The sequence below is a fragment of the Marinomonas sp. GJ51-14 genome (assembly GCF_055808695.1).
The window spans coordinates 1,973,480-1,992,748 of sequence record NZ_CM147879.1 but is presented as its reverse complement, the minus strand read 5'-3'; the positions used below and the strand labels follow the sequence as shown (position 1 = coordinate 1,992,748).

19 protein-coding genes are annotated in these 19,269 nt (G+C 40.0%); 7 read left to right on the top strand and 12 right to left on the bottom strand.

The features are described 5' to 3' along the window. Window positions 1-130: 130 nt before the first annotated feature. Window positions 131-1,717, bottom strand: coding sequence for an ABC-F family ATPase (locus tag AC0L3Y_RS09605; RefSeq protein WP_473461418.1), 1,587 nt, complete (start codon window positions 1,715-1,717; stop codon window positions 131-133). 239 nt (window positions 1,718-1,956) lie between these two features. Further along, the gene (paeA, locus tag AC0L3Y_RS09600) at window positions 1,957-3,234 is read right to left on the bottom strand and encodes a polyamine export protein PaeA (RefSeq protein WP_473461413.1); all 1,278 of its coding nucleotides are present in this window, start codon (window positions 3,232-3,234) and stop codon (window positions 1,957-1,959) included. Window positions 3,235-3,403: 169 nt separating this feature from the next. Here paeA and AC0L3Y_RS09595 point away from each other — a divergent pair, with 169 nt between their 5' ends. Further along, complete coding sequence (locus AC0L3Y_RS09595) at window positions 3,404-3,811, top strand: DUF2721 domain-containing protein (protein ID WP_473461409.1); 408 nt, start codon at window positions 3,404-3,406, stop codon at window positions 3,809-3,811. Window positions 3,812-3,825: 14 nt separating this feature from the next. On the opposite strand, the gene AC0L3Y_RS09590 is transcribed toward AC0L3Y_RS09595, so the two are convergent. The 5 genes from AC0L3Y_RS09590 to AC0L3Y_RS09570 form a co-directional block, all read right to left on the bottom strand. After that, complete coding sequence (locus tag AC0L3Y_RS09590; RefSeq protein WP_473461404.1) at window positions 3,826-4,830, bottom strand: N-acetylmuramoyl-L-alanine amidase-like domain-containing protein; 1,005 nt, start codon at window positions 4,828-4,830, stop codon at window positions 3,826-3,828. 50 nt (window positions 4,831-4,880) lie between these two features. Beyond that, entirely contained in the window at window positions 4,881-5,216 is a 336-nt protein-coding gene (locus AC0L3Y_RS09585) for a thioredoxin family protein (RefSeq protein ID WP_473461401.1), read from the bottom strand. A gap of 17 nt (window positions 5,217-5,233) precedes the next feature. Further along, complete coding sequence (locus tag AC0L3Y_RS09580; protein ID WP_473461395.1) at window positions 5,234-5,521, bottom strand: YkgJ family cysteine cluster protein; 288 nt, start codon at window positions 5,519-5,521, stop codon at window positions 5,234-5,236. A 72-nt stretch (window positions 5,522-5,593) separates the two neighbouring features. After that, complete coding sequence (gene trhA / locus AC0L3Y_RS09575) at window positions 5,594-6,250, bottom strand: PAQR family membrane homeostasis protein TrhA (RefSeq protein ID WP_473461390.1); 657 nt, start codon at window positions 6,248-6,250, stop codon at window positions 5,594-5,596. A 131-nt stretch (window positions 6,251-6,381) separates the two neighbouring features. Beyond that, window positions 6,382-7,467, bottom strand: coding sequence for an amidohydrolase family protein (locus AC0L3Y_RS09570; protein ID WP_473461386.1), 1,086 nt, complete (start codon window positions 7,465-7,467; stop codon window positions 6,382-6,384). Window positions 7,468-7,654: 187 nt separating this feature from the next. On the opposite strand from AC0L3Y_RS09570, the gene zntR reads away from it, so the two are divergent. Further along, on the top strand, window positions 7,655-8,101 hold the full coding sequence (zntR, locus tag AC0L3Y_RS09565; protein ID WP_473461383.1) for a Zn(2+)-responsive transcriptional regulator: 447 nt from the start codon (window positions 7,655-7,657) through the stop codon (window positions 8,099-8,101). After that, complete coding sequence (locus AC0L3Y_RS09560) at window positions 8,102-9,202, top strand: SO_0444 family Cu/Zn efflux transporter (protein WP_473461380.1); 1,101 nt, start codon at window positions 8,102-8,104, stop codon at window positions 9,200-9,202. Between the two features lie 82 nt (window positions 9,203-9,284). On the opposite strand, the gene AC0L3Y_RS09555 is transcribed toward AC0L3Y_RS09560, so the two are convergent. Further along, a complete protein-coding gene (locus tag AC0L3Y_RS09555; protein WP_473461377.1) occupies window positions 9,285-10,706 on the bottom strand; it encodes an esterase-like activity of phytase family protein in 1,422 nt (473 codons plus the stop codon). Window positions 10,707-11,008: 302 nt separating this feature from the next. Between AC0L3Y_RS09555 and AC0L3Y_RS09550 the strand changes: the two genes are divergently transcribed. Beyond that, window positions 11,009-11,410 carry a VF530 family protein gene (locus AC0L3Y_RS09550; protein WP_473461374.1) on the top strand — a complete coding sequence of 134 codons (402 nt, stop codon included), beginning with the start codon at window positions 11,009-11,011 and terminating at the stop codon, window positions 11,408-11,410. A 189-nt stretch (window positions 11,411-11,599) separates the two neighbouring features. Here the strand turns inward: AC0L3Y_RS09550 and AC0L3Y_RS09545 are convergent, their stop codons facing one another. The 4 genes from AC0L3Y_RS09545 to AC0L3Y_RS09530 all read right to left on the bottom strand — a co-directional run bounded on the left by AC0L3Y_RS09545 (window position 11,600) and on the right by AC0L3Y_RS09530 (window position 15,677). Further along, on the bottom strand, window positions 11,600-12,604 hold the full coding sequence (locus tag AC0L3Y_RS09545; protein WP_473461371.1) for a TRAP transporter substrate-binding protein: 1,005 nt from the start codon (window positions 12,602-12,604) through the stop codon (window positions 11,600-11,602). Window positions 12,605-12,718: 114 nt separating this feature from the next. Further along, window positions 12,719-14,011, bottom strand: a complete 1,293-nt coding sequence (locus tag AC0L3Y_RS09540; protein ID WP_473461366.1) for a TRAP transporter large permease — start codon at window positions 14,009-14,011, stop codon at window positions 12,719-12,721. Between the two features lie 55 nt (window positions 14,012-14,066). Continuing rightward, window positions 14,067-14,627, bottom strand: coding sequence for a TRAP transporter small permease (locus AC0L3Y_RS09535; RefSeq protein ID WP_473461360.1), 561 nt, complete (start codon window positions 14,625-14,627; stop codon window positions 14,067-14,069). 147 nt (window positions 14,628-14,774) lie between these two features. Next, a complete protein-coding gene (locus tag AC0L3Y_RS09530; protein ID WP_473461354.1) occupies window positions 14,775-15,677 on the bottom strand; it encodes an aldo/keto reductase in 903 nt (300 codons plus the stop codon). 400 nt (window positions 15,678-16,077) lie between these two features. On the opposite strand from AC0L3Y_RS09530, the gene AC0L3Y_RS09525 reads away from it, so the two are divergent. The 3 genes from AC0L3Y_RS09525 to AC0L3Y_RS09515 all read left to right on the top strand — a co-directional run bounded on the left by AC0L3Y_RS09525 (window position 16,078) and on the right by AC0L3Y_RS09515 (window position 19,152). Then, window positions 16,078-16,794, top strand: coding sequence for a GntR family transcriptional regulator (locus AC0L3Y_RS09525; protein ID WP_473461348.1), 717 nt, complete (start codon window positions 16,078-16,080; stop codon window positions 16,792-16,794). 50 nt (window positions 16,795-16,844) lie between these two features. Further along, complete coding sequence (locus AC0L3Y_RS09520; RefSeq protein WP_473461343.1) at window positions 16,845-17,963, top strand: Gfo/Idh/MocA family protein; 1,119 nt, start codon at window positions 16,845-16,847, stop codon at window positions 17,961-17,963. 208 nt (window positions 17,964-18,171) lie between these two features. After that, window positions 18,172-19,152, top strand: coding sequence for a TauD/TfdA family dioxygenase (locus AC0L3Y_RS09515; RefSeq protein WP_473461338.1), 981 nt, complete (start codon window positions 18,172-18,174; stop codon window positions 19,150-19,152). The last annotated feature ends 117 nt before the right edge of the window (window positions 19,153-19,269 follow it).

Here is a 19,269-nt window from a genome sequence, read left to right as displayed (position 1 = left end):
GCAAGGATTCAGAACAAGTAGAAACAATAGATAGTTAAAGTGTTTTTCCTACCCATAAAAAATGCCGCTTATTAAGAAGCGGCATTTAATAAAGTGTTTTAAATTATCAAGGAATAACCTTAATCGTACTTTATGAAATATGGGTTAAATATTCATCATAGGTACCTTGGAAATCAATGATCTTCTTGTCTTTGATTTCAATCACACGGTTCGCTAAAGAAGAAACAAACGCACGGTCATGACTGACAAAAATCAACGTACCATCAAAATCGATCAAAGCATTGTTCAACGCTTCAATGGCTTCCATATCCATGTGATTTGTTGGCTCATCCATGATAAGAACGTTTAGATCCATCATCATTAACTTGCCGAACAAAAGACGGTTTTTCTCACCACCAGAACACACACGGACTTTCTTATTAAAATCATCTGCTGTAAACAATAAACGACCTAGCATGGCACGAACTTTCAAATCATCATGCTTAACAGTACGCCATTTAGACATCCAATCGAACAAGGTAAGATCTGAATTAAAGTCTTCTGTACTGTCCTGTGGACAATAACCGATAACCGCATTTTCTGCCCACTTGATCTCGCCTTGCTTGGCTTTCAATTCATCCATCAAGCAGCGAAGGAAGGTAGTTTTACCGGCGCCGTTTTCACCAATAATCGCCAATCGTGCACCCGCATCAAGAATAATACTACCATCAGTAAACAACATTCCATCTTCAAAACCATGACCAAGCTCTTCTAAAATCAAGGCTTGACGATGCAGTTTCTTGTCTTGTTTAAAGTTCAACGACGGCGTCATTCGGCTCGACTGCTTCACTTCTGACAATTCAATTTTATCTAATTTTTTCGCACGAGAGCTAGCTTGTTTCGCTTTCGACGCATTAGCAGAAAAACGATTTACAAAGGCTTGTAAGTCATCCATTTCGGCACTTTTCTTCGCATTTTCTGTGAGCAATTGCTCACGAATTAACGAAGAAGCTTCCATGAAATACTCATAGTTGCCTGGGTAAATTCTCAATTCACCAAAGTCGATGTCAGCCATGTGAGTACACACAGAATTTAAAAAGTGACGGTCATGGGAAATAATGATCATGGTGCATTTACGTTGGTTCAATACACCCGCTAACCAGTTGATAGTGTGAATGTCCAAGTTGTTGGTTGGCTCATCCAGTAACAAGATATCAGGATTAGCGAACAAAGCCTGTGCCAATAACACACGCAATTTCCAACCTGGCGCCACTTGGCTCATTAAACCAAAGTGATATTCTTCTTCGATACCAGCTTCAAGCAAAATATCTCCAGCACGACTTTCTGCACTGTAGCCATCCATTTCCGCAAATTCAGCTTCTAATTCACCTGCACGCATGCCGTCTTCTTCGCTCATTTCTGGCTTTGAATAAATCGCGTCACGTTCTTGCTTCACTTTCCAGAGCTCTACATCGCCCATAATAACGGCATCAACAACAGAGTATTCTTCAAAAGCGAATTGATCCTGACTCAAGGTACCGACTTTTTCACCCGGTGTAATAGAGACATTGCCTGAGGTTGGAACCAGAGCACCACTCAGAATTTTCATGAAAGTAGACTTGCCACAACCATTCGCACCAATCAAACCGTAGCGATTGCCGTTACCAAATTTAGCGGAGATGTTTTCGAACAATGGCGTTGCGCCGAATTGCATGGTGATATTAGCTGTGGAAATCAAAAGAAAGTCCTGAGAGTAAATAATAGAAAGCCGTTTATGATTGCCACTTTAAAATAAGCGTACAAAAGATAAACACAAAGGGGTGCGAATATAGAGAGTTAAGGCGCTAAAGTCGAGGGATAAAAAGAGTATTTGAAAAGAGTCCCCATTTACTTGTTTGTCATCTTTCACAAATACATAAATGAGGCCTAATCTAAAAGGCTGAATAGAGTTATTCGTATCTTCCTTAGCGACAATCCTTACTTTAAACGAGTTACTAAAAGTTGTTCCACTCGAACTCCTTCAAGATCCAGCACTTCAAATTTGTACCCTTCGTAAATATAAAAGTCTGTACGTTTAGGTAAGCGTTTCAAACTGTAGGTTATAAAGCCACCTAAGGTTTCATATTGAGTACGATCGGGAAAATCTTCAAGATTAAGACTCCGCATAACATCACTAATCGGTGTTAGGCCTTCAATCAACCATGAATCTTTATCCCGTTGAACGATCTGTTCTTCGTCTTCTGGTGTTAATAATCCCCCCATGAAACCACCTAACAAATCTTTTACTGTAACGATACCAACAATAGTTGCGTATTCATTTACGATGACAGCAAAGGCTTGAGGTGCCACACGAAAAGCATTCAAAGCTTCCGATAACGTAAGTGTTTCAGGTAAATAGAAAACATCTTTGTCTACTTTTTCCGGCTTAATCTGTGCTGGCTCACCTTTTAATACCAATCGTAAAATTTCTTTCGATTCAATGATGCCTTCAATTTTATCCAAACTACCATTACAGACTAAAAAATCATTATGAGGATGATCAATGATTTTCTGACTAATCACATCGCTACTGTCATCAACATCAAAGTAGATGATTTGATCTCGCGGCGTCATGGTGCTGGAAATATTACGTGTTTCCAATTCAAATACATTGCCAATAAGCTGATACTCTTGCTTCTGCAAGCTACCATCTTCAGCACCGGCGTCCATCATGGCGACAATATCTTCAGTTGTCACCACTTCTTGTCGCTCAATTGGCACATTAAACAACCGTAAAATAACATTGGTGATGCCATTAAATAAGAACACCACAGGTGTCAGCAAAAAAGTTACCCAAAGCATTGGCGTTACCATACGAATCGCCACGGCTTCTGGCATTATCATCGCAAGACGTTTTGGTAATAGATCAGCAAACAAAATAAACAATGACGTCAAAGCCAAGAACGATAGCGTGAAACTAACTTGAGTTAATAAAGGCCCTGTATAGAAGAAGCTAACCGCATTCTTGATATAAGGCGTAAGCGCTTGCTCACCAATAATGCCGCCCAAAATAGCAATCGCATTTAATGCAATTTGTATCATTGCAAAAAAAGCTCCTGGCTTTTGCTGAAGTTTAATCACAGCTTGTGCTTTTAGATCTCCTTCATCAGCCAATACTCGCAGCTTAATTTTTCTTGCCGCAGCCATGCCAATTTCGGACATAGCAAATAAGGCACCGGCAATAATTAACAAGCCAATACTCAACACATCGTTCATTTATTTCTCACCTTTATGGAAAAATCACGCCTAAATATGAGCGCATTATAGAAGGAAGTTAAGCTTACACAATGCTTATTTTTTATACTTTTGGGAAGACAGAAAAGCCGCTTTTAATAAGGCTCTAAAAGCGTAAAATGGAAGTAACTTTAAACCTAGATATAAAATTATGATCATTACTCTAACAACACCTGCTATGTTATTTCCTGCTGTTTCTCTGCTTTTGCTAGCCTATACAAACCGATTCGTCACCTTAGCGTCGATTATTCGCACCTTCGACCCAAAACTCGAAGACGATAATACAACTGAGCAAATTACGAATTTGCGTCGGAGAATTTATTTAATTCGACGAATGCAAGAAGCTGGCGTTATCAGTTTTTTCTTATGTGTTATGTCAATGATGGCTATTTATTTGGAATATCAACAAATAGGCAGTTATATCTTTGGCGGGAGTCTAGTCTTCCTAATGTATTCTTTGTACTTATCCGTTAGAGAGATTTCGATTTCATGTGATGCCCTTGATTTGCATCTGCAACACTTCAGCACAAACTTCAAAACAAAAAGGCACAAAAAATAAAATAATTAAGTTATTTAATATCTTAATACTTGAACATTAAAACCTTTCAGAGAGGAAGCCGTTGAATAACGAGAGAAGTAGTCAACAAAATCTTCATCGATCACTTTCTGATATAGCACACTGGCATGTCGAAGAAACAATTTCCCATTTTTTCGTATCGCAAGCCCTTGGTGAGAAACATTCATATTAGTGCCAATCCATTTCTTTAATGCCCAATCTGGACGCACCATGGTAATCACACTACCAGAAGGAATTCGTTCCAAAAGAGACCAGTTTGTCTCTTTATTTTCATCCAAATCCCCTATATTAAAACCTTCTCCATTCATATCTTCTGTCATGGAATAAAGCGCCGTTAGGGGAAGATAATCTATCGTAGCGATTTCTGGCAAATAGGCGTCTCCTTCATTGTGCAATTGAGCTAATAAGTCATCGCAATAAGCGGACGAATCGTCATCACAATGAAGATTTTTCTTCTCCATTTTTTGATACCAAGACGTTTTATCAATGGTCGTTTTTGCGGTCATTAATTCACTCTGCGCCACGTTTTTCGTAATATCTTCTAGCTTATCTTGGTTGTTTGGAATCCAGTCCAAACTAGGAAAATGATTGCGTTCAGTAAAAGTTACATTGCCGTCGTTGTAACGTAAGCTCATTAACTTTGGCATAAAATCATCAACGGAATAAGACATAGCGCCAGCTAAAATAGTTTCCACATAAGTTGTACAGTCAAACTCATCAAACCGAACTAAAGGGTCTTTATCGTATATCCCTTGCTTCCCCTCTCCTAAACTACCACCAGCATAAGGCGCTCCCATAAAAACTTGGCTTAAGGCATCAATTCGTTTTTCTGGTGTTAATGATATGGAAGACAAACTTGCTTGCTGAATCGACTCAATCACTTGAAAAAATCTAGACTGATAAGACAGGGTATGAATTTCAGGTTCACTAGCAGCCATAACAGATGAGAAATGAAGGATTACTAAGCTATTTAAAGATAATAATCTTATAAAATTTAACATATTTGTTATGTCTTACCTTTTGTACACATGGCTTCAGCTTACGACATCACTCATAAAGGCGTTAATAATTGACGAACTTCATCCACTGAAGTGAAACGAACAATACGCTCCACTTCTTCACCATCACGCAGCAAGATTAATGTCGGCCATAGTTTTACACCGAACTGTCGACCTAATCGCTTTCCTTTTCCATCAAACACCTTGATATGAAGCAAATCGAAATGTTCGCTGATGACTTTTTTTGCGACATCATGAGCCGCCTGACAATGACCACACCAAGGCGCACCGAACTCTAATAAAGCAATACCCGATAAGCCATTAATTTCATCAAAGCTTGGTGCTTCTTCAGAATATTCTGCATTAAATCCGATTGTTGTCGCTTGCATGTCTCTACCTTTTAAACTTAAGCCTTCTTAAATTCGTCTCGACACTCATAAGACCCCATCTCAAACTCACGACAAATCCAAGGACGATTCTCATAAATAGTACAAAAATAAGTTTCTCTGTCCACAGCAGAACACCAACCATCTTCAAGTCTTAACATGGTTTCTCCACCCCACTCATCTACCGCTATGTGTTTTTCTGGCACACCCGTATCACTGATGATCATCACTTCCATACGGCAACAAGAAGCCTGGCAGTTGGAACATGCTACTTCAGGTTCCAATACATTGTTTAATTCAATATTCATACATTGCAGCACTTATCTATCTGAATTTAGGTATTCAAGTTAACAAGCATACCCCAACTTGGACCATTCTAATTATGCACCATAGAAGAAGACTGAGAAATAATGGCATGCAGTACCTGCCACAACAAATAAATGCCAAACAAAATGCCCATAGCGTAGTCGTGTGTCTAGTACAAAAAACACAACACCCAAGGTATACAGTACACCACCTAATACCAATAAGAGTAAGCCATTTGGTTCCATTAATGAGACTAACGGCTTAATAGCAATCAGAATAAGCCAACCTAATACAACATAAAGAGTAGTCGAAACTGCTGGATGTGATGCCTTATTAAACGCTTTAAGTCCAACACCAATCAAAGCCAATACCCAAACAGAGCTTAATAAAGACCACCCCCATATCCCCTTTAAAACACCCAACATAAAAGGTGTGTAGGTTCCGGCAATAAGCAAATACACAGCAGAATGATCAATAACCTGAAAAATTCGCTTGAGCTTACCTGTCGGTATAGCGTGATACACCATGGAGGCAGAATACAGCAAGATCATGGTAACTGAAAAAACACTCACTCCAACGACAAAGCCAGTATCAGCGTTTTCCATGGCGCTCAAAATAAGAAAAGGCGTACCAATGATGGCAGCAATCAATCCCAAACCATGACTGATACTATTGGCGATTTCTTCACCTAAAGATTGCCCTCGTCGAGCATTAGAAAGAGAATTCTCCATGTTTATTTTCTCCAAAGACATATTTCATTTTCTCTAAAGAAGAGTGCTTAAAGCATGGTTCAAAACACTTAATTTAACAACGAAAGATAAATAATAAAATGCGTAACTAACAAGATATTCACCTACTAGTTTTAGCGACACACCTGCGGAGCCTGATAATCCAAACTCAACAATTTAAAATAATTTTCACCCAATGCAATATTACGAAAAGCATCATCAAGGTATTGGTGTATACGGCCAGTAATATTCAGCTCGTTCTGATAAACCTCGTAGGTATTGTTCCGAAATGCCACAAAGTCAGAACCGGGTAAAATACGCTCTGAATAGTCATTCATAAAAGCGACATACAAAGACTGATTCTCCTTCTTGCTAAAGTAATAGTCATCCAGGATTCGCCATGAAATATCTAACATCAGATTAGGATATTGATCCAACAAAGTAGACAAAATAGCAATGTGTTCAGAGGCTTTCATTTTAGTTTGCTGATAAGACAATCCCATGTGTGCCCAAACAATTTTATTATCAGGGTAACGGGCCAGTGCTTTCTCCATTAAATGCAAATAATAGGTTGGATTTGCATCGTTACCAATATCAGAATGAATGGTAATTGGGTAATCTCTGGCTCGTAATTCGGCCATAAAATCCGCCCATTGCTCGATATTTTGAGGACTCGCAGGAACATGATGATTATTAAACTGAGCCTGTTTAACTAGGTTTACTTCCCCCATCCAATGAAACAAACCGGGATATTCTTTTTCATACAGGGTCATCAAGGCAATAGTAGATTCAGGATTTGATAAATCCGTAAAGGTCATTGACAACGTCAAATGCAAATCATCAGGCGCAGAGGAAATCATATTTTCAGCATTAACAAAATCACTCCGTGTCGTTGGTAAAACAGGCACTCCCGGACATTTCGAATAATCAGAACAGGACGAGTTCGCCGGCAACATTTGCCCAATACCGTAAACATTGGCAAAGCGCACACTGGTTCGAGATAAATAGGCATTCATCTCATCAAATGGAATCGCCTTGCCGTCAAAAGGTCGATAATGCAAATGGGTATCCACCACCGCTGTATAAGGTTCTTTTTCTCTGTTGTAACAAGCGGATTCACCTCTAAAAGAATCAAGCGAGCGATTCATTGTGCCATCACTTGAAGAAACACATCCAGCTAACAAAAACGCCTGTAAAACAAAGTAAACACAACGACGCATCAATCTCGTTCCTAAAAAAATAGTCTAATGAACTATTACAAAGCATCCTTTTGCCAGTGTAAACCTATTTAAAGACAAGTCCGTCTAAGAGGCCTCTAAGAATAAATATATCTACGCTTGACCTGTGACTTATATCTAAGGTTTATACTAAGCGTTATTCAGATAACAACCTATCAAGAGATTAAAAATGTACAAAATCGGTGAACTTGCGAAAGCATGTGGTATCAACAATGACACATTACGTTTTTATGAAAAAAACGCACTGCTCTGCCCTTCTACTCGTTCAGAATCTGGTTATCGCCTCTACACTGAAAAAGACAAAGAAACCCTACAATTTATTCTTCGAGCCAAAGGCGTTGGATTTACGCTAGCAGAAATCAGCGAACTGCTTTCAATTGAGGTAAGCAAAGCTGACAACGCCTGCTCCGATGTCAAAATACTTGTTGATACAAAACTCAATGACGTAGAGACAAAACTGGCCGAATTAATACGCTTTCAAACATCCCTAAAACGTTTATCCAATGCCTGTTGTGGTGGAGCCGAAAGCGCCGAACATTGCACCATACTCGAAGCATTAGAATCTGATACAAACGATGTTCGCCATGAACACAAGCACAACAGCAAGGAACCATAAATGAGCTTTTCAACGCATTTCTATGTTCTCTTTCTAGAGTCAGCGCCTTGGTTATTGTTTGGACTCTTGCTCGCAGGCTTATTAAAAGTGTTTATTCCAACAACTTGGATGAACGCTCAACTCGGCGGTCATGACATAAAAGCAACAATAAAAGCCGCATTGATTGGTGCACCGCTTCCTTTGTGTTCATGTGGCGTTATTCCTGCTGCCATTGGTTTACGTCGTGCTGGCGCATCAAAAGCCGCAACGACTTCCTTTCTTGTTTCAACACCAGAAACAGGCGTCGACTCTATTGCTGTATCCTATGTTTTACTGGGACCATTCATGACTATAATCCGCCCTATCGCGGCTGTTTTTAGCGCTATTCTAGCCGGTTTACTCGTTGGCAAAGAAGAAGAAAAGAAAAAGGATGAAGAAACAAAAGTAGCTTCTTGTTGCTCATCTAAAGCAGTACAACCCATTCAGTCATGCTGCGTGCCAAAAGAAGCCGTATCCGTTTCATCCTGTTGCAGCAGTGAAAGAAAATCATCTGAAAACACCATAAGCAAAATTCGAACAGGATTAACCTTTTCAGCAGCCGACCTGATTGACGATATAGCTCTTTGGTTACTGGTTGGACTTGGTTTTGCGGCTTTGGTGCAAACCTATATATCCAACGACTTTTTACTTCAATGGGGAAACGGCATTATAACGATGCTTGTCATGGTGCTGGTCTCTATTCCTATGTATATCTGTGCAACTGCATCAACACCCATTGCCGCGGGTTTATTGTTGGCAGGCATTTCCCCCGGAGCCGTTTTAGTATTCATGCTAGCGGGTCCTGCCACTAACATTGCAACTTTGGGGGTTGTCAGACAAGAACTTGGTAAAAAAGCCCTCCTGAGCTACTTAACTGGTGTAATTGGTGGCGCCTTGTTATTTGGTTATTTGGTAGATTTCCTTGTTGTGCAATTCAATATTCAGGTCATACCACAAATAGGCCCAGAACATCAGCTACTACCAAATTGGATAACGTTTACAACGGCTACTGTTTTAGCTGCTTTAATGATACTTTCAATTGCCAAGAGTCTTATTAAATTAAAAGATAAATTCTTTATTTAAGAGAAGGAACAGCTTGGTGATTTAGAAAAAAAGAGCGCAAAAGGCGCTCTTTTTATCAGTGCAATGAACAATGATTAACTCTTTATTTACCCATCAAATCCGCTTTAATAATATAAAGCTGGTTTGAATCAACTGTATTGGCATCAAGGTATTTTTGTTCCAGCTTGCCTTTTGTCGACCAAGTTGCAAAATCATCATCGTTCAAAACACCTAAATGATGTTCATCAATGATCCATAAACCTTCCATTTTATCGTGTGGGTAAGCAACTTCTTTCACCATGTCGATGACTAAGGTTTTATCAACTGGTTGAATGCCTTTTTGTGCTAACGCATCCCAACCATTTTTTACGACATATTGCTCTAACGTCAGGCCTTCGATCATCAAACCGTGATTTTCGTCGCGAACCACTGAAGAAGAGCTGGCAATTTTTGATAGTGGCGTACCTGTCGTTAAGTCAATACGATAAACCTGTTTTTGTGCATTCGGATTGGCTTTGGCTGGTCCACCTAATAAAAAGCTACCGTCACGCTCTATCACCAAGAATTTATTAGCAGTTAGAGTCGAAATTTCAGAGTTTGCATTCTCAGCTTTCTCTTGACGATACAAATACTGTTCTGTTTCACCACTTTCCAAATTCACTGTCACGATGCGAGTAATATCACTTTTTTGTGCTGCTTTATTTGGGTTCGCCATAGTAGACTGCATAATGCCTACTAAGGTATTTTCATCTGGTGTAATCGCTAGACCTTCCATTCCTCGGTTTGCTCGGCGATACTGGAAAACAGCAGGAAGATGAAAGACATCACGCTCATCATTTTTAAATGAGTTAATACGACCTAATTCAACACCGTCAGCATCAAAATGAACAATGTGTGGTCCATACTCATCACTCACCCAAAAAGTACCGTCTTTTAACGCAACCAAGCCTTCTCCATCTAAACCATAATCGTCTAACTTAATTGGATTTGTCGTTTTATCATAAGGCTGACTATCGTTAACCAATACGGGTTTACCATTCGAGTGATAAGGCGTTTCACCTGTTCCACCTAATGCTGATGTATTCGGCAAGCCTGAGATCAAACCACCATCAGGGCGCTTCAACAAAATACTCTCTACTAAACTGATTGTCCCATCAGTCGCCACTTCAAACAAACCAATACGTGGTGTGTAAGACGCAACAGGGAAACTTTTTCCTTTGCCATAATCGCCCGTGTAATTAGCATTTGGGCCACGATCCGTTAGCGCATAAAATTGATTTACCTTACTTGGATGAGATGTCATCGCAGACCCAAAACCACCATTACGAATCTCAAACGTTTGATTGGTTTTTGCGTCAACCAGATCATCACGTAATACAGAATAAGGCAACTCACTGCCCTGCTTTGGAAAATGCTCTAAAAAGGCCAAACTGCCTTGATCGTCCTTCTTAACCGCAACAGTATTACTCGCACAGCCGCCTAAAATGCTTACAGATAACAAGCTTACTAACAAAAATCTATTCATTCATCTCGCCTTTAAAATTCGTGCACTCTCGTGCTTTTATGAGTTTCATTACAAGATAAAAGAAAGTTATGACGATTAAATGAACAATATATGAAGAGTTTAGATTTCTCTAATGATTGAAGAGCCACTCTCTTTTGGAAAATTAAGACTTTCAATATCTGACTTATACCGCAAAAATCAGTGATCTATAACCAGCTAGAACTAAACTAAAAAACACTCTGCTGTATTTTGTATGGGCTGTGACAGGTATGATAGCCCATCATACAATTTATTAGATTTTTAGACTTTTCCCGGACGCGACTATGACTGATGAGATCAATTACGAAAACAACCCACTACATGGCCTAGGACTAAAAGATCTATTGACACAAATAGTCGATCATTACGGATTTGATATCCTTTACGCTTACCTAAATATCAACTGTTTTAAGACTAATCCAAGCATTGAATCCAGTGTCAAATTTCTCAAAAAGAGTGACTGGGCACGGGAGAAGGTTGAAATATTTTATCTGTATAAATTTAAAAACCTGCCTCGAGTTTCATCTGAGCAATTTGCCCTACCACCCAGATATCGGATTATTCCTGAAGGCCAAACACCCCGCGAGCCGGCTGAACTGAGCCTGGAAGATGCAGAACGTGTGCGAGAGAAACAAGCACAGAAAGCCGCTGAATATGGTAAAACAAAAAACTATCGCGGCAGATAGTAAGGAAACACCTGAGATAAGCAAGAACAAGAAAACTAACAGGAAAGCATCAACTTAGATCAGTAGTCCATCAGACTCTAGACCTATTGAAATATTCCCAAAACAACTAATTTACTAGTTCGCAATAAAAAAGAGACCGATTGGTCTCTTTTTTATTGCCGATGAAAAATCACAAATTAAACTTTGAAATTATTTCAAATCTTTTGCGTATTCTACAGCGATGTCTTTTTCTGCTTGAGCAGCGGATGCAGACAATAGGTTGAACCATTTCTCGCCATCTTTGATGTTGCCTTTAAACCAGTTATAAACAGGCTCTGCAGACTGTTTAAATCCAGCTTTTTCTTCTGGTGTTGGTACATAAAGTGTACCACCTGATTGTGCAAAGTCTTGATAAGCTTTGATCGACTTACGTTTCGGTGATGCAAAAGTGGCTTGCTGTAGAGCACTAAAACCATCCACAACTACACGACGTAGATCTTCAGGCATATCCATGAATGTATCGTTATTCATGTACCAAAGCGCAGACATGTACGCATGTCCATCAAGTGTAAGATACTTTAGACCTGCTTCTGTAAACTTCATGCCCATGATATCAGTAATGCCGTTTTTAGAACCTTCCACAACACCTGTTTGGAAAGAAGTAAACAAATCACCCCAAGGAATTGGCGTTGGGCTTGCTCCCATGGCGCGAACTAACTCTTGTGGTAAATCAGCAACTACAGTACGGATTTTCAAACCTTCCAAATCTTCTGCTGTTTTAACCGTGCGCTTAGTATTAGCAAAGTTACGCCAGCCACCAGTGTTACCAATTGTCATCAGACGAACACTGTTACCAGAATCTTCTAGAATCTGCTTACGTAGTTCACGGGTGAAGTCTCCTTCCAATACTTCTTCTGCTACACGGTCATCTGGTAACAAGTATGGCAAATCCAACACTTGTACATAAGGATACATAGAAGCCGCACCGCCAGTTGTTGAAATATACACATCAACAGAACCGTATTCTAATGCTTCAAGACATTCCACACCGTTACCACAAAGTTGTGTACCCATATAGATATCAACTGCAATACGACCATTAGAATGGGATTCAATGAAGTCTTTAAAAACGACTAGACCATCATAGTCTTCGTCATTTTCATTAGAGTTAGCAACTGCGCGGCAAATTAAAATCTGCGGCTTGAGCAGCACCACTCAGCAGCACACCAGCACCGATTAATGTAGCGGCAATCACGTTATTTATTTTTGTTTTCATGAACATTGAATTGTCCTCTTTTATGTTTTTATTTTACATTTTGATGGTTAATACTACCCCGCGACTAAACCTAGTAACCTAGGTACTGTCATGGATATAGCTGGGAAAAAGGTTATTAAAAAGATCACCACAACCTCAACTGCAAGGAAAGGTAATATGGCTTTTGAAATGGACTCGATTCGTTCACCCGACACACTGGAGGCGACAAATAACACTAAGCCCATCGGTGGTGTTGCTAGGCCAACGGTTAAGTTCACACTCATAATGATAGCGAAGTGAATTGGATCGATTCCTAAATTGATAAAGATAGGACCTAAAATTGGTCCTAAAATAATAATGGCAGGACCAGCATCAAGAAACATACCGACAATAAACAATAGTATGTTAATCAAGAATAAAAGAATCAATGGGTTTTCGCTGATGGTTAACACCCAGTTAGCCAGAATTTCAGCACTGTGCGAAAGGCTCACCACCGTTTTGAAAGCAATGGCAGAGCCAACCAATAAAAGCACCACGGCTGACGCTTTAGCGCCTTTAATAAAGATGTCGGGCAAATCTTTCAAGGTAACGGTTTTCATTACCCAAACACTGATAATCAAGGCATACGCTGTCGCAACAGCTGATGCTTCTGTTGGCGTAAAGATACCACCAATAATGCCACCCAAAATAATAACAGGCGCAAATAAAGGTAATATTGCATTTCGCGTTGCGTGGCCTCGTTCTGTCCAGCTCGATTTTGGTCCAGCAACTGGAAAATCATATTTTTTCGCCATCAATGCTACGAGAATCATCAGCGAAACACCGACCAAAATACCAGGCACAATACCCGCAGCAAACAAAGCAGCCACAGACACTTCCATGGTATAAGCATAAATAATCATGATACCAGAAGGAGGGATAATCGGACCGATAACCGAAGATGCTGCAGTAATGGCGGCGGCAAATTTTCGGCTATAACCATTCTTTTCCATAGCTGGAATCATCATCGAACCAATCGCAGAGGTATCCGCCACCGCAGAACCAGACAAACCCGCGAACAGCATACTCGACAAAATATTAACGTGAGCCAAACCGCCTCGCACGTGGCCAATGAAAGACTGCGAGAACTGCACCAAATTCATGGTGATACCGCCTCGATTCATTAACTCACCCGCTAACATAAAAAATGGAATGGCCATCAAGGGAAAGGAATCAATACCGTTGTAAATATTTCTAAACAGCAGGGAGATATCACGCTCCATTCCAGTAGAAAACAACATGATTCCAGGCGCAGCCAGCATAGCGAAAAAAACCGGCATACCGATCAATAACAAAATTAAAAATAAAGGTAAAAACAACGCTAGCATAATATGTGTCTCTTATTATTGTTTTAAGCTATATATCACATGAAACATGGCAAACTTACTCAGTGTCATTAGACGACGCAGAGTTGCTAGGAAGCTCAAGTTCAAATATTTTTTTGTCACCAAAAAGGCAACCAATTTCCCGCAAGCAAAGTTCAATATTGGCTAACAACATAGTGAAAAAGCAGACAGGCATAGCAAGGTAAATCCAAGCTCTAGAAATATGGATAGACGCTGCCCTAGAGCGGAAGCCGCGTTCAAAAAAGTCGATACCCAGTGTCACCAATTTATAAAGCACTATGCCAGCACACACTAACAGGACCAATTTCAAAATACGTGAAGCGCGTTCAGGAAGGGCAAACAAAAGCATATCAATAGCGACAAAACCGCCCTTTCGATACGCTTCTCCAGAAACAACAGCCATCATCCAAATCATCAAAGCACGAGCGGCTTCTTCTGGCCAAGGTAAGGCACTGTTTAAAACATAACGACAAAAAACTTGTAATAAAATCACGCTAATCATAGCCGTAACCAGCACCCAAGCGATATTACGCCCGATGAAACCAATCGCCTCATTTAGCTTTGCTAAATAATCAACTAATCTTTGCAAAATGATCATTTTTTGCTCCACGAAAATATTCTTTTTATTATATAAAAGCCTTTGCGTTATTTTCCAAACAAAGACTAGTTCCCATTCTTGTTCTCTTATCTGACTAGCCAGTCACTATCTAAATAGACAGTGACCAACCAAACACATAAAACAGAATTATGGAACTTCGTGTCCAGCAGCCGCTGTTAACATCTCGAACCATGTCTCTCTATCAATATGAACATCCATTGCTTTTGATAAGGTTTTAACTCGATCGGGATGATTCGTTCCGACAACAGGTAAAATATTAGCAGGATGAGCCAATAACCAAGCAATCGCTGCTTGATCTACAGAGCAATTTTGCTGCTTACAGATACGTTCAAAAATAGGAGCAAGTCTTGTTGTTGCTGCTGAGTTCTGGAATAAAGCACCGCCAGCTAAAGGAGACCAAGCCATCGGTGTTAATCCATCCAACTGTATTGCTGACAAAGTACCATTGGTAAACACATCACGGTTTAACAAGCTCATTTCAACTTGGTTAACAACCAAAGGGTGTTTCATATGAGATTGCAACAAACGCCAATCCCATACTTCAAAATTCGAAATACCAACAGCAAGCACCTTGCCGGAATCAATTAATGCATCAAGGGTTTTACCTGTTTCAACGGCATCCATGAAAGGATCTGGGCGGTGAATCAACAACAAATCTAAATAATCTGTATGTAGGTTTTTAAGGCTTTGTTCAACACTGTTTTGTATGTACGCAGCGCTTGTATCGTAATACTTAACTTGGCGTTGTGGGAATTTGTCTGAGATAAGTGCAATGTCACACTTAGAGATTAACTGCATTTTCGAACGAAGACTTGGATCCTGCGCTAATGCTTGACCAAAAAGGCGTTCACATTCGTAGTCGCCATAAATATCAGCGTGGTCAAAACTTGTAATACCTTGATCAAGACAAAGATCAATTTTCTCTCTGACATGAGCAGTAGAAGTGTTTTCTGCATCTGCTAAACGCCATACGCCATAAACAAGACGGCTTAATTGAACATCTGATTTACCAAGTTGAATCAGTTTCATTATTCAGTGACTCCAAATTTTTGATATCTAAGCCAGGCACTTCATACAAAAAAACGCCGGCGTTTATTTTTATAATAGATTAATAATCTCAATCTTCATTCTTTCGAATATAACTGCCTTAACAGCACACCAAGAACAAATCTTGAGATCTTGTATATTGACATTATCAGTGTATTCTATTGATGTAAATCAATAGTGAATGAATTTTACTCGATTTGCCCCATTAGATCTTAATTAAATAGTTTTACTCAAGAAAAGTACGAAAAATAAGCTCTGCTCAACATGACCAGCAAGAGTCTACATCCGCACTTTCCTTAATAATTTTCTAGATTTAAAAGCTCAAGGATAAGTCATTTCAGTTGTAGAATGGCTCAATGTCTAAAAAATCGGAGTAAGTTAAGTGTCGGATAAAAAAACAAAACAGCTGCCACTTTATATCCAAATTGGTGAGTTATTACACAGAGAAATTGCTGCAGGTCATTGGCTTCCGGGTGAACGTTTACCTGTAGAATCGAGCTTAGCAGCAACATTAGGTGTGGCCATTGGCACCTTAAGAAAGTCATTAGCTAAGTTAGAAGAAGATGGATTATTAGAACGACGACAGGGTTCTGGCACCTACATAAAAAGAGTGTCCGGCAGCCGCGCTATTTATCAATTTTTTCACCTTGAATTGCTTGGCGGGGGTGGTGTTCCAACAGCAGATACACTGTCATTAGAGGTCGATGAAGACCCTTTTGTCTTAGACCAACTGCAAATCAGCGACAAAACAGAAAAGCTGTGGTGTATTCGTCGATCTCGCTATTTAAACCGTCAGCTAGTTGCCATGGAGCAAATATGGTTTCGCCATTCCCATGGCACAGCATTAAAACTAAAAGATTTACACGAATCTCTTTATCTCCACTACCGTGAAAATTTTTCCTTTTGGATTAGCCGAGTAGAAGACGAAATTGATTGCTCAGAGGCACCTGATTGGGTCACTGAAAAATTAGGATTAGCGTCTCAATCTATGCTTCCTAAAGTATTGCGTCGTAGCTGGTCGAATGAAGGAAACATTGAAGAGTTTTCTTTCACTTGGTACGACCCAACCAAATGCCGCTACTTTGCGCGCTGGCATTAAGTTTAATTAGACATCAACAGATATAAAAACAAAAAATAGAGGAAATCCCAATGAAAAAAACAGTTCGATATGGCGTACTTGGTTGCGGCATGATGGGCCAAGAACACTTGCGAAACATTGCCCTTATCGAAGGCGCTCAAGTGGTTGCTATCACAGAGCCAGATGAGCAAATGCGCGAACGCTGCTCAGCATTAGTTCCTGATGTTCGATTTTTCGACACTATTGAAGATATGCTGGCCGCAGATGCAATTGATGCACTCGTCATTGCAACACCGAATTATCAGCACGCAGATCAACTACTTCAACTGTTTGAACAAACGTCACTTCCAATCTTGGTCGAAAAGCCTGTTGTTAGTCATCTGGATCAAGTTGCAAAAATTCGACAGGCAGCAGCAAATCATCCAGCACCAGTTTGGGTTGCGATGGAATACCGTTACATGCCGCCTGTGGCTCAATTTCGCAAACAAATTCAATCCGGCGATATTGGTCCGTTGAAAATGCTTAATATTCGTGAGCATCGTTTTCCATTCCTAGAAAAAGTCCAAGACTGGAATCGCTTCAATCAAAAAACAGGCGGTACCTTAGTTGAAAAATGCTGCCATTTCTTCGATTTGATGCGCTTGCTTACTCAATCTGAAGTGACTCGTGTTTACGCTTCCACAGGACAAGACTGTAATCACCTTGATGAAAGTTATGACGGACAAACACCTGACATCATAGATAATGCCTTTGTGGTTGTTGACTTCAACAGCGGTCAACGTGCCAGCCTTGACCTAAATATGTTTGCCGAAGGCTCCCGTTATCAAGAAGAAATTTGTGCCATTGGCCCCCAAGCAAAAATTGAATGCTTTGTTCCTGGACCTGGGCGCTTTTGGCCAGAAAAAACCTTAGGGCCAGCACCTATCCCTAAAGTCGTTTTAAGCCCTCGTCATCCAAAAGGCCCAGTTGAAGCAGACATTCCTGTTGATGAAGCCTTACTTGAAGCAGGTGATCATAACGGCTCTACTTTCTACCAACACCTAGGCTTCTTCAACGCCATCACTCAAGGAGCGCCAGTAGATGTCTCTATTGAAGACGGCTTAAAAGCGGTTGTAATTGGTCTTGCTGCACAGCATTCTGCTCAAACAGGACAAGCAGTGACGCTATTAGACGATGGTTTTTCATTTTAAACCTTCTTTTAAAAGACTCTCTTGAAAATATTTTTAGTTAAATAAAATCAATAGTTTATGTGATTTATAGGGATTTTTTAATGTAAATTCATTCACTATTGATTTACTTATTAGATAATTCTGATTAGAGTAATTTATAGATTATTCCTAGTCACCTTTAAACAGACTAGGAATTAACCCACAAACCATGATTACAATCGGAGTAAATATGAGCGTTATCATTTCCAAACTAGAAGAACAAAAACAAGTAAATGGGTTGGATTTTCCGTTATTAGTTAAACCAGATAACGCAGACACAGCAGAAAATGAATCCAGCTTTTTACAATGGGTAGAGAAAAATAAAGCAGAATTACATGATCTATTGATTAAACACGGAGCTGTTTTATTTCGAGGTTTCCCTGTTAGCTCATCAACACTTTTCGAAGCTATGCTCGACCATACTGACTACAAAAATATGCCTTACGTAGGTGGTGCAGCACCAAGAACACAAGTGACCGCGTCTCGTATCGTGACAGCAAACGAATCTCCAGCGACGGAAACCATTCCGTTTCATCATGAAATGGCGCAAGTCCCGACACCTCCGGGTTACATTTTCTTTTACTGCGACATCGCCTCTCCCGTTGGCGGCGCTACTTCTATTTTACATTCTGGTGAAATTTGCGAGAAATTCTTCGATCTCAATCCTAGTTTTGCGAAAAAAGTTGAAGAACAAGGCGTTCGCTATATTCGAGTCATGCCAGAAGAAACAGACACCAGTTCAGCTATAGGTCGTTCTTGGAAAGAAACCTTTAATGTTAAAACCAGAGAAGAAGCAGAAGAGCGAATGAAGGACGCTGGCATGCGATGGGAATGGTTAGAGGATGGCGACTTAAAAACAGAAACTAGCGTCCTAGAAGCCATCCGCTATGACGAAGAAACAAAACAAAAAGTCTTCTTCAACTCTATGGTTGCGGTTTATTCTGGTTGGAACGATACTCGTAACGAAGGTAAAAAAGCCGTTGCTACAGCTGATGGCGAGCCAATGGATGACAAGACAATGAACGCTCTAATTGAAGAAATGAATAAGAACTGCGTCAATTTCAAATGGCAGGCAGGCGATGTACTTTGGGTTAATAATCACACCACTTTGCACGCACGCCAACCATTTGAAGGCGATCGACGAATTCTCGCGTCCATTTCTTTTAAATAGTCAGCGACAAGAAAAGCACTTAACCATAAAAAGTGTCACTAAAAAGAGTAACCATGCTTTCATGGTTGCTCTTTTTTCCGTTTAGTTTCAACCAACAATGCACAAATAAAATATTAA

What these genes read in the sequence shown, in the direction of transcription:
- paeA (WP_473461413.1), bottom strand. Translation starts at nt 3,234, where the DNA reads ATGAACGATGTGTTGAGTATTGGCTTGTTAATTATTGCCGGTGCCTTA.
- AC0L3Y_RS09595 (WP_473461409.1), top strand. Translation starts at nt 3,404, where the DNA reads ATGATCATTACTCTAACAACACCTGCTATGTTATTTCCTGCTGTTTCT.
- AC0L3Y_RS09590 (WP_473461404.1), bottom strand. Translation starts at nt 4,830, where the DNA reads ATGTTAAATTTTATAAGATTATTATCTTTAAATAGCTTAGTAATCCTT.
- AC0L3Y_RS09585 (WP_473461401.1), bottom strand. Translation starts at nt 5,216, where the DNA reads ATGCAAGCGACAACAATCGGATTTAATGCAGAATATTCTGAAGAAGCA.
- AC0L3Y_RS09580 (WP_473461395.1), bottom strand. Translation starts at nt 5,521, where the DNA reads ATGAATATTGAATTAAACAATGTATTGGAACCTGAAGTAGCATGTTCC.
- trhA (WP_473461390.1), bottom strand. Translation starts at nt 6,250, where the DNA reads ATGGAGAATTCTCTTTCTAATGCTCGACGAGGGCAATCTTTAGGTGAA.
- AC0L3Y_RS09570 (WP_473461386.1), bottom strand. Translation starts at nt 7,467, where the DNA reads ATGCGTCGTTGTGTTTACTTTGTTTTACAGGCGTTTTTGTTAGCTGGA.
- zntR (WP_473461383.1), top strand. Translation starts at nt 7,655, where the DNA reads ATGTACAAAATCGGTGAACTTGCGAAAGCATGTGGTATCAACAATGAC.
- AC0L3Y_RS09560 (WP_473461380.1), top strand. Translation starts at nt 8,102, where the DNA reads ATGAGCTTTTCAACGCATTTCTATGTTCTCTTTCTAGAGTCAGCGCCT.
- AC0L3Y_RS09555 (WP_473461377.1), bottom strand. Translation starts at nt 10,706, where the DNA reads ATGAATAGATTTTTGTTAGTAAGCTTGTTATCTGTAAGCATTTTAGGC.
- AC0L3Y_RS09550 (WP_473461374.1), top strand. Translation starts at nt 11,009, where the DNA reads ATGACTGATGAGATCAATTACGAAAACAACCCACTACATGGCCTAGGA.
- AC0L3Y_RS09540 (WP_473461366.1), bottom strand. Translation starts at nt 14,011, where the DNA reads ATGCTAGCGTTGTTTTTACCTTTATTTTTAATTTTGTTATTGATCGGT.
- AC0L3Y_RS09535 (WP_473461360.1), bottom strand. Translation starts at nt 14,627, where the DNA reads ATGATCATTTTGCAAAGATTAGTTGATTATTTAGCAAAGCTAAATGAG.
- AC0L3Y_RS09530 (WP_473461354.1), bottom strand. Translation starts at nt 15,677, where the DNA reads ATGAAACTGATTCAACTTGGTAAATCAGATGTTCAATTAAGCCGTCTT.
- AC0L3Y_RS09520 (WP_473461343.1), top strand. Translation starts at nt 16,845, where the DNA reads ATGAAAAAAACAGTTCGATATGGCGTACTTGGTTGCGGCATGATGGGC.
- AC0L3Y_RS09515 (WP_473461338.1), top strand. Translation starts at nt 18,172, where the DNA reads ATGAGCGTTATCATTTCCAAACTAGAAGAACAAAAACAAGTAAATGGG.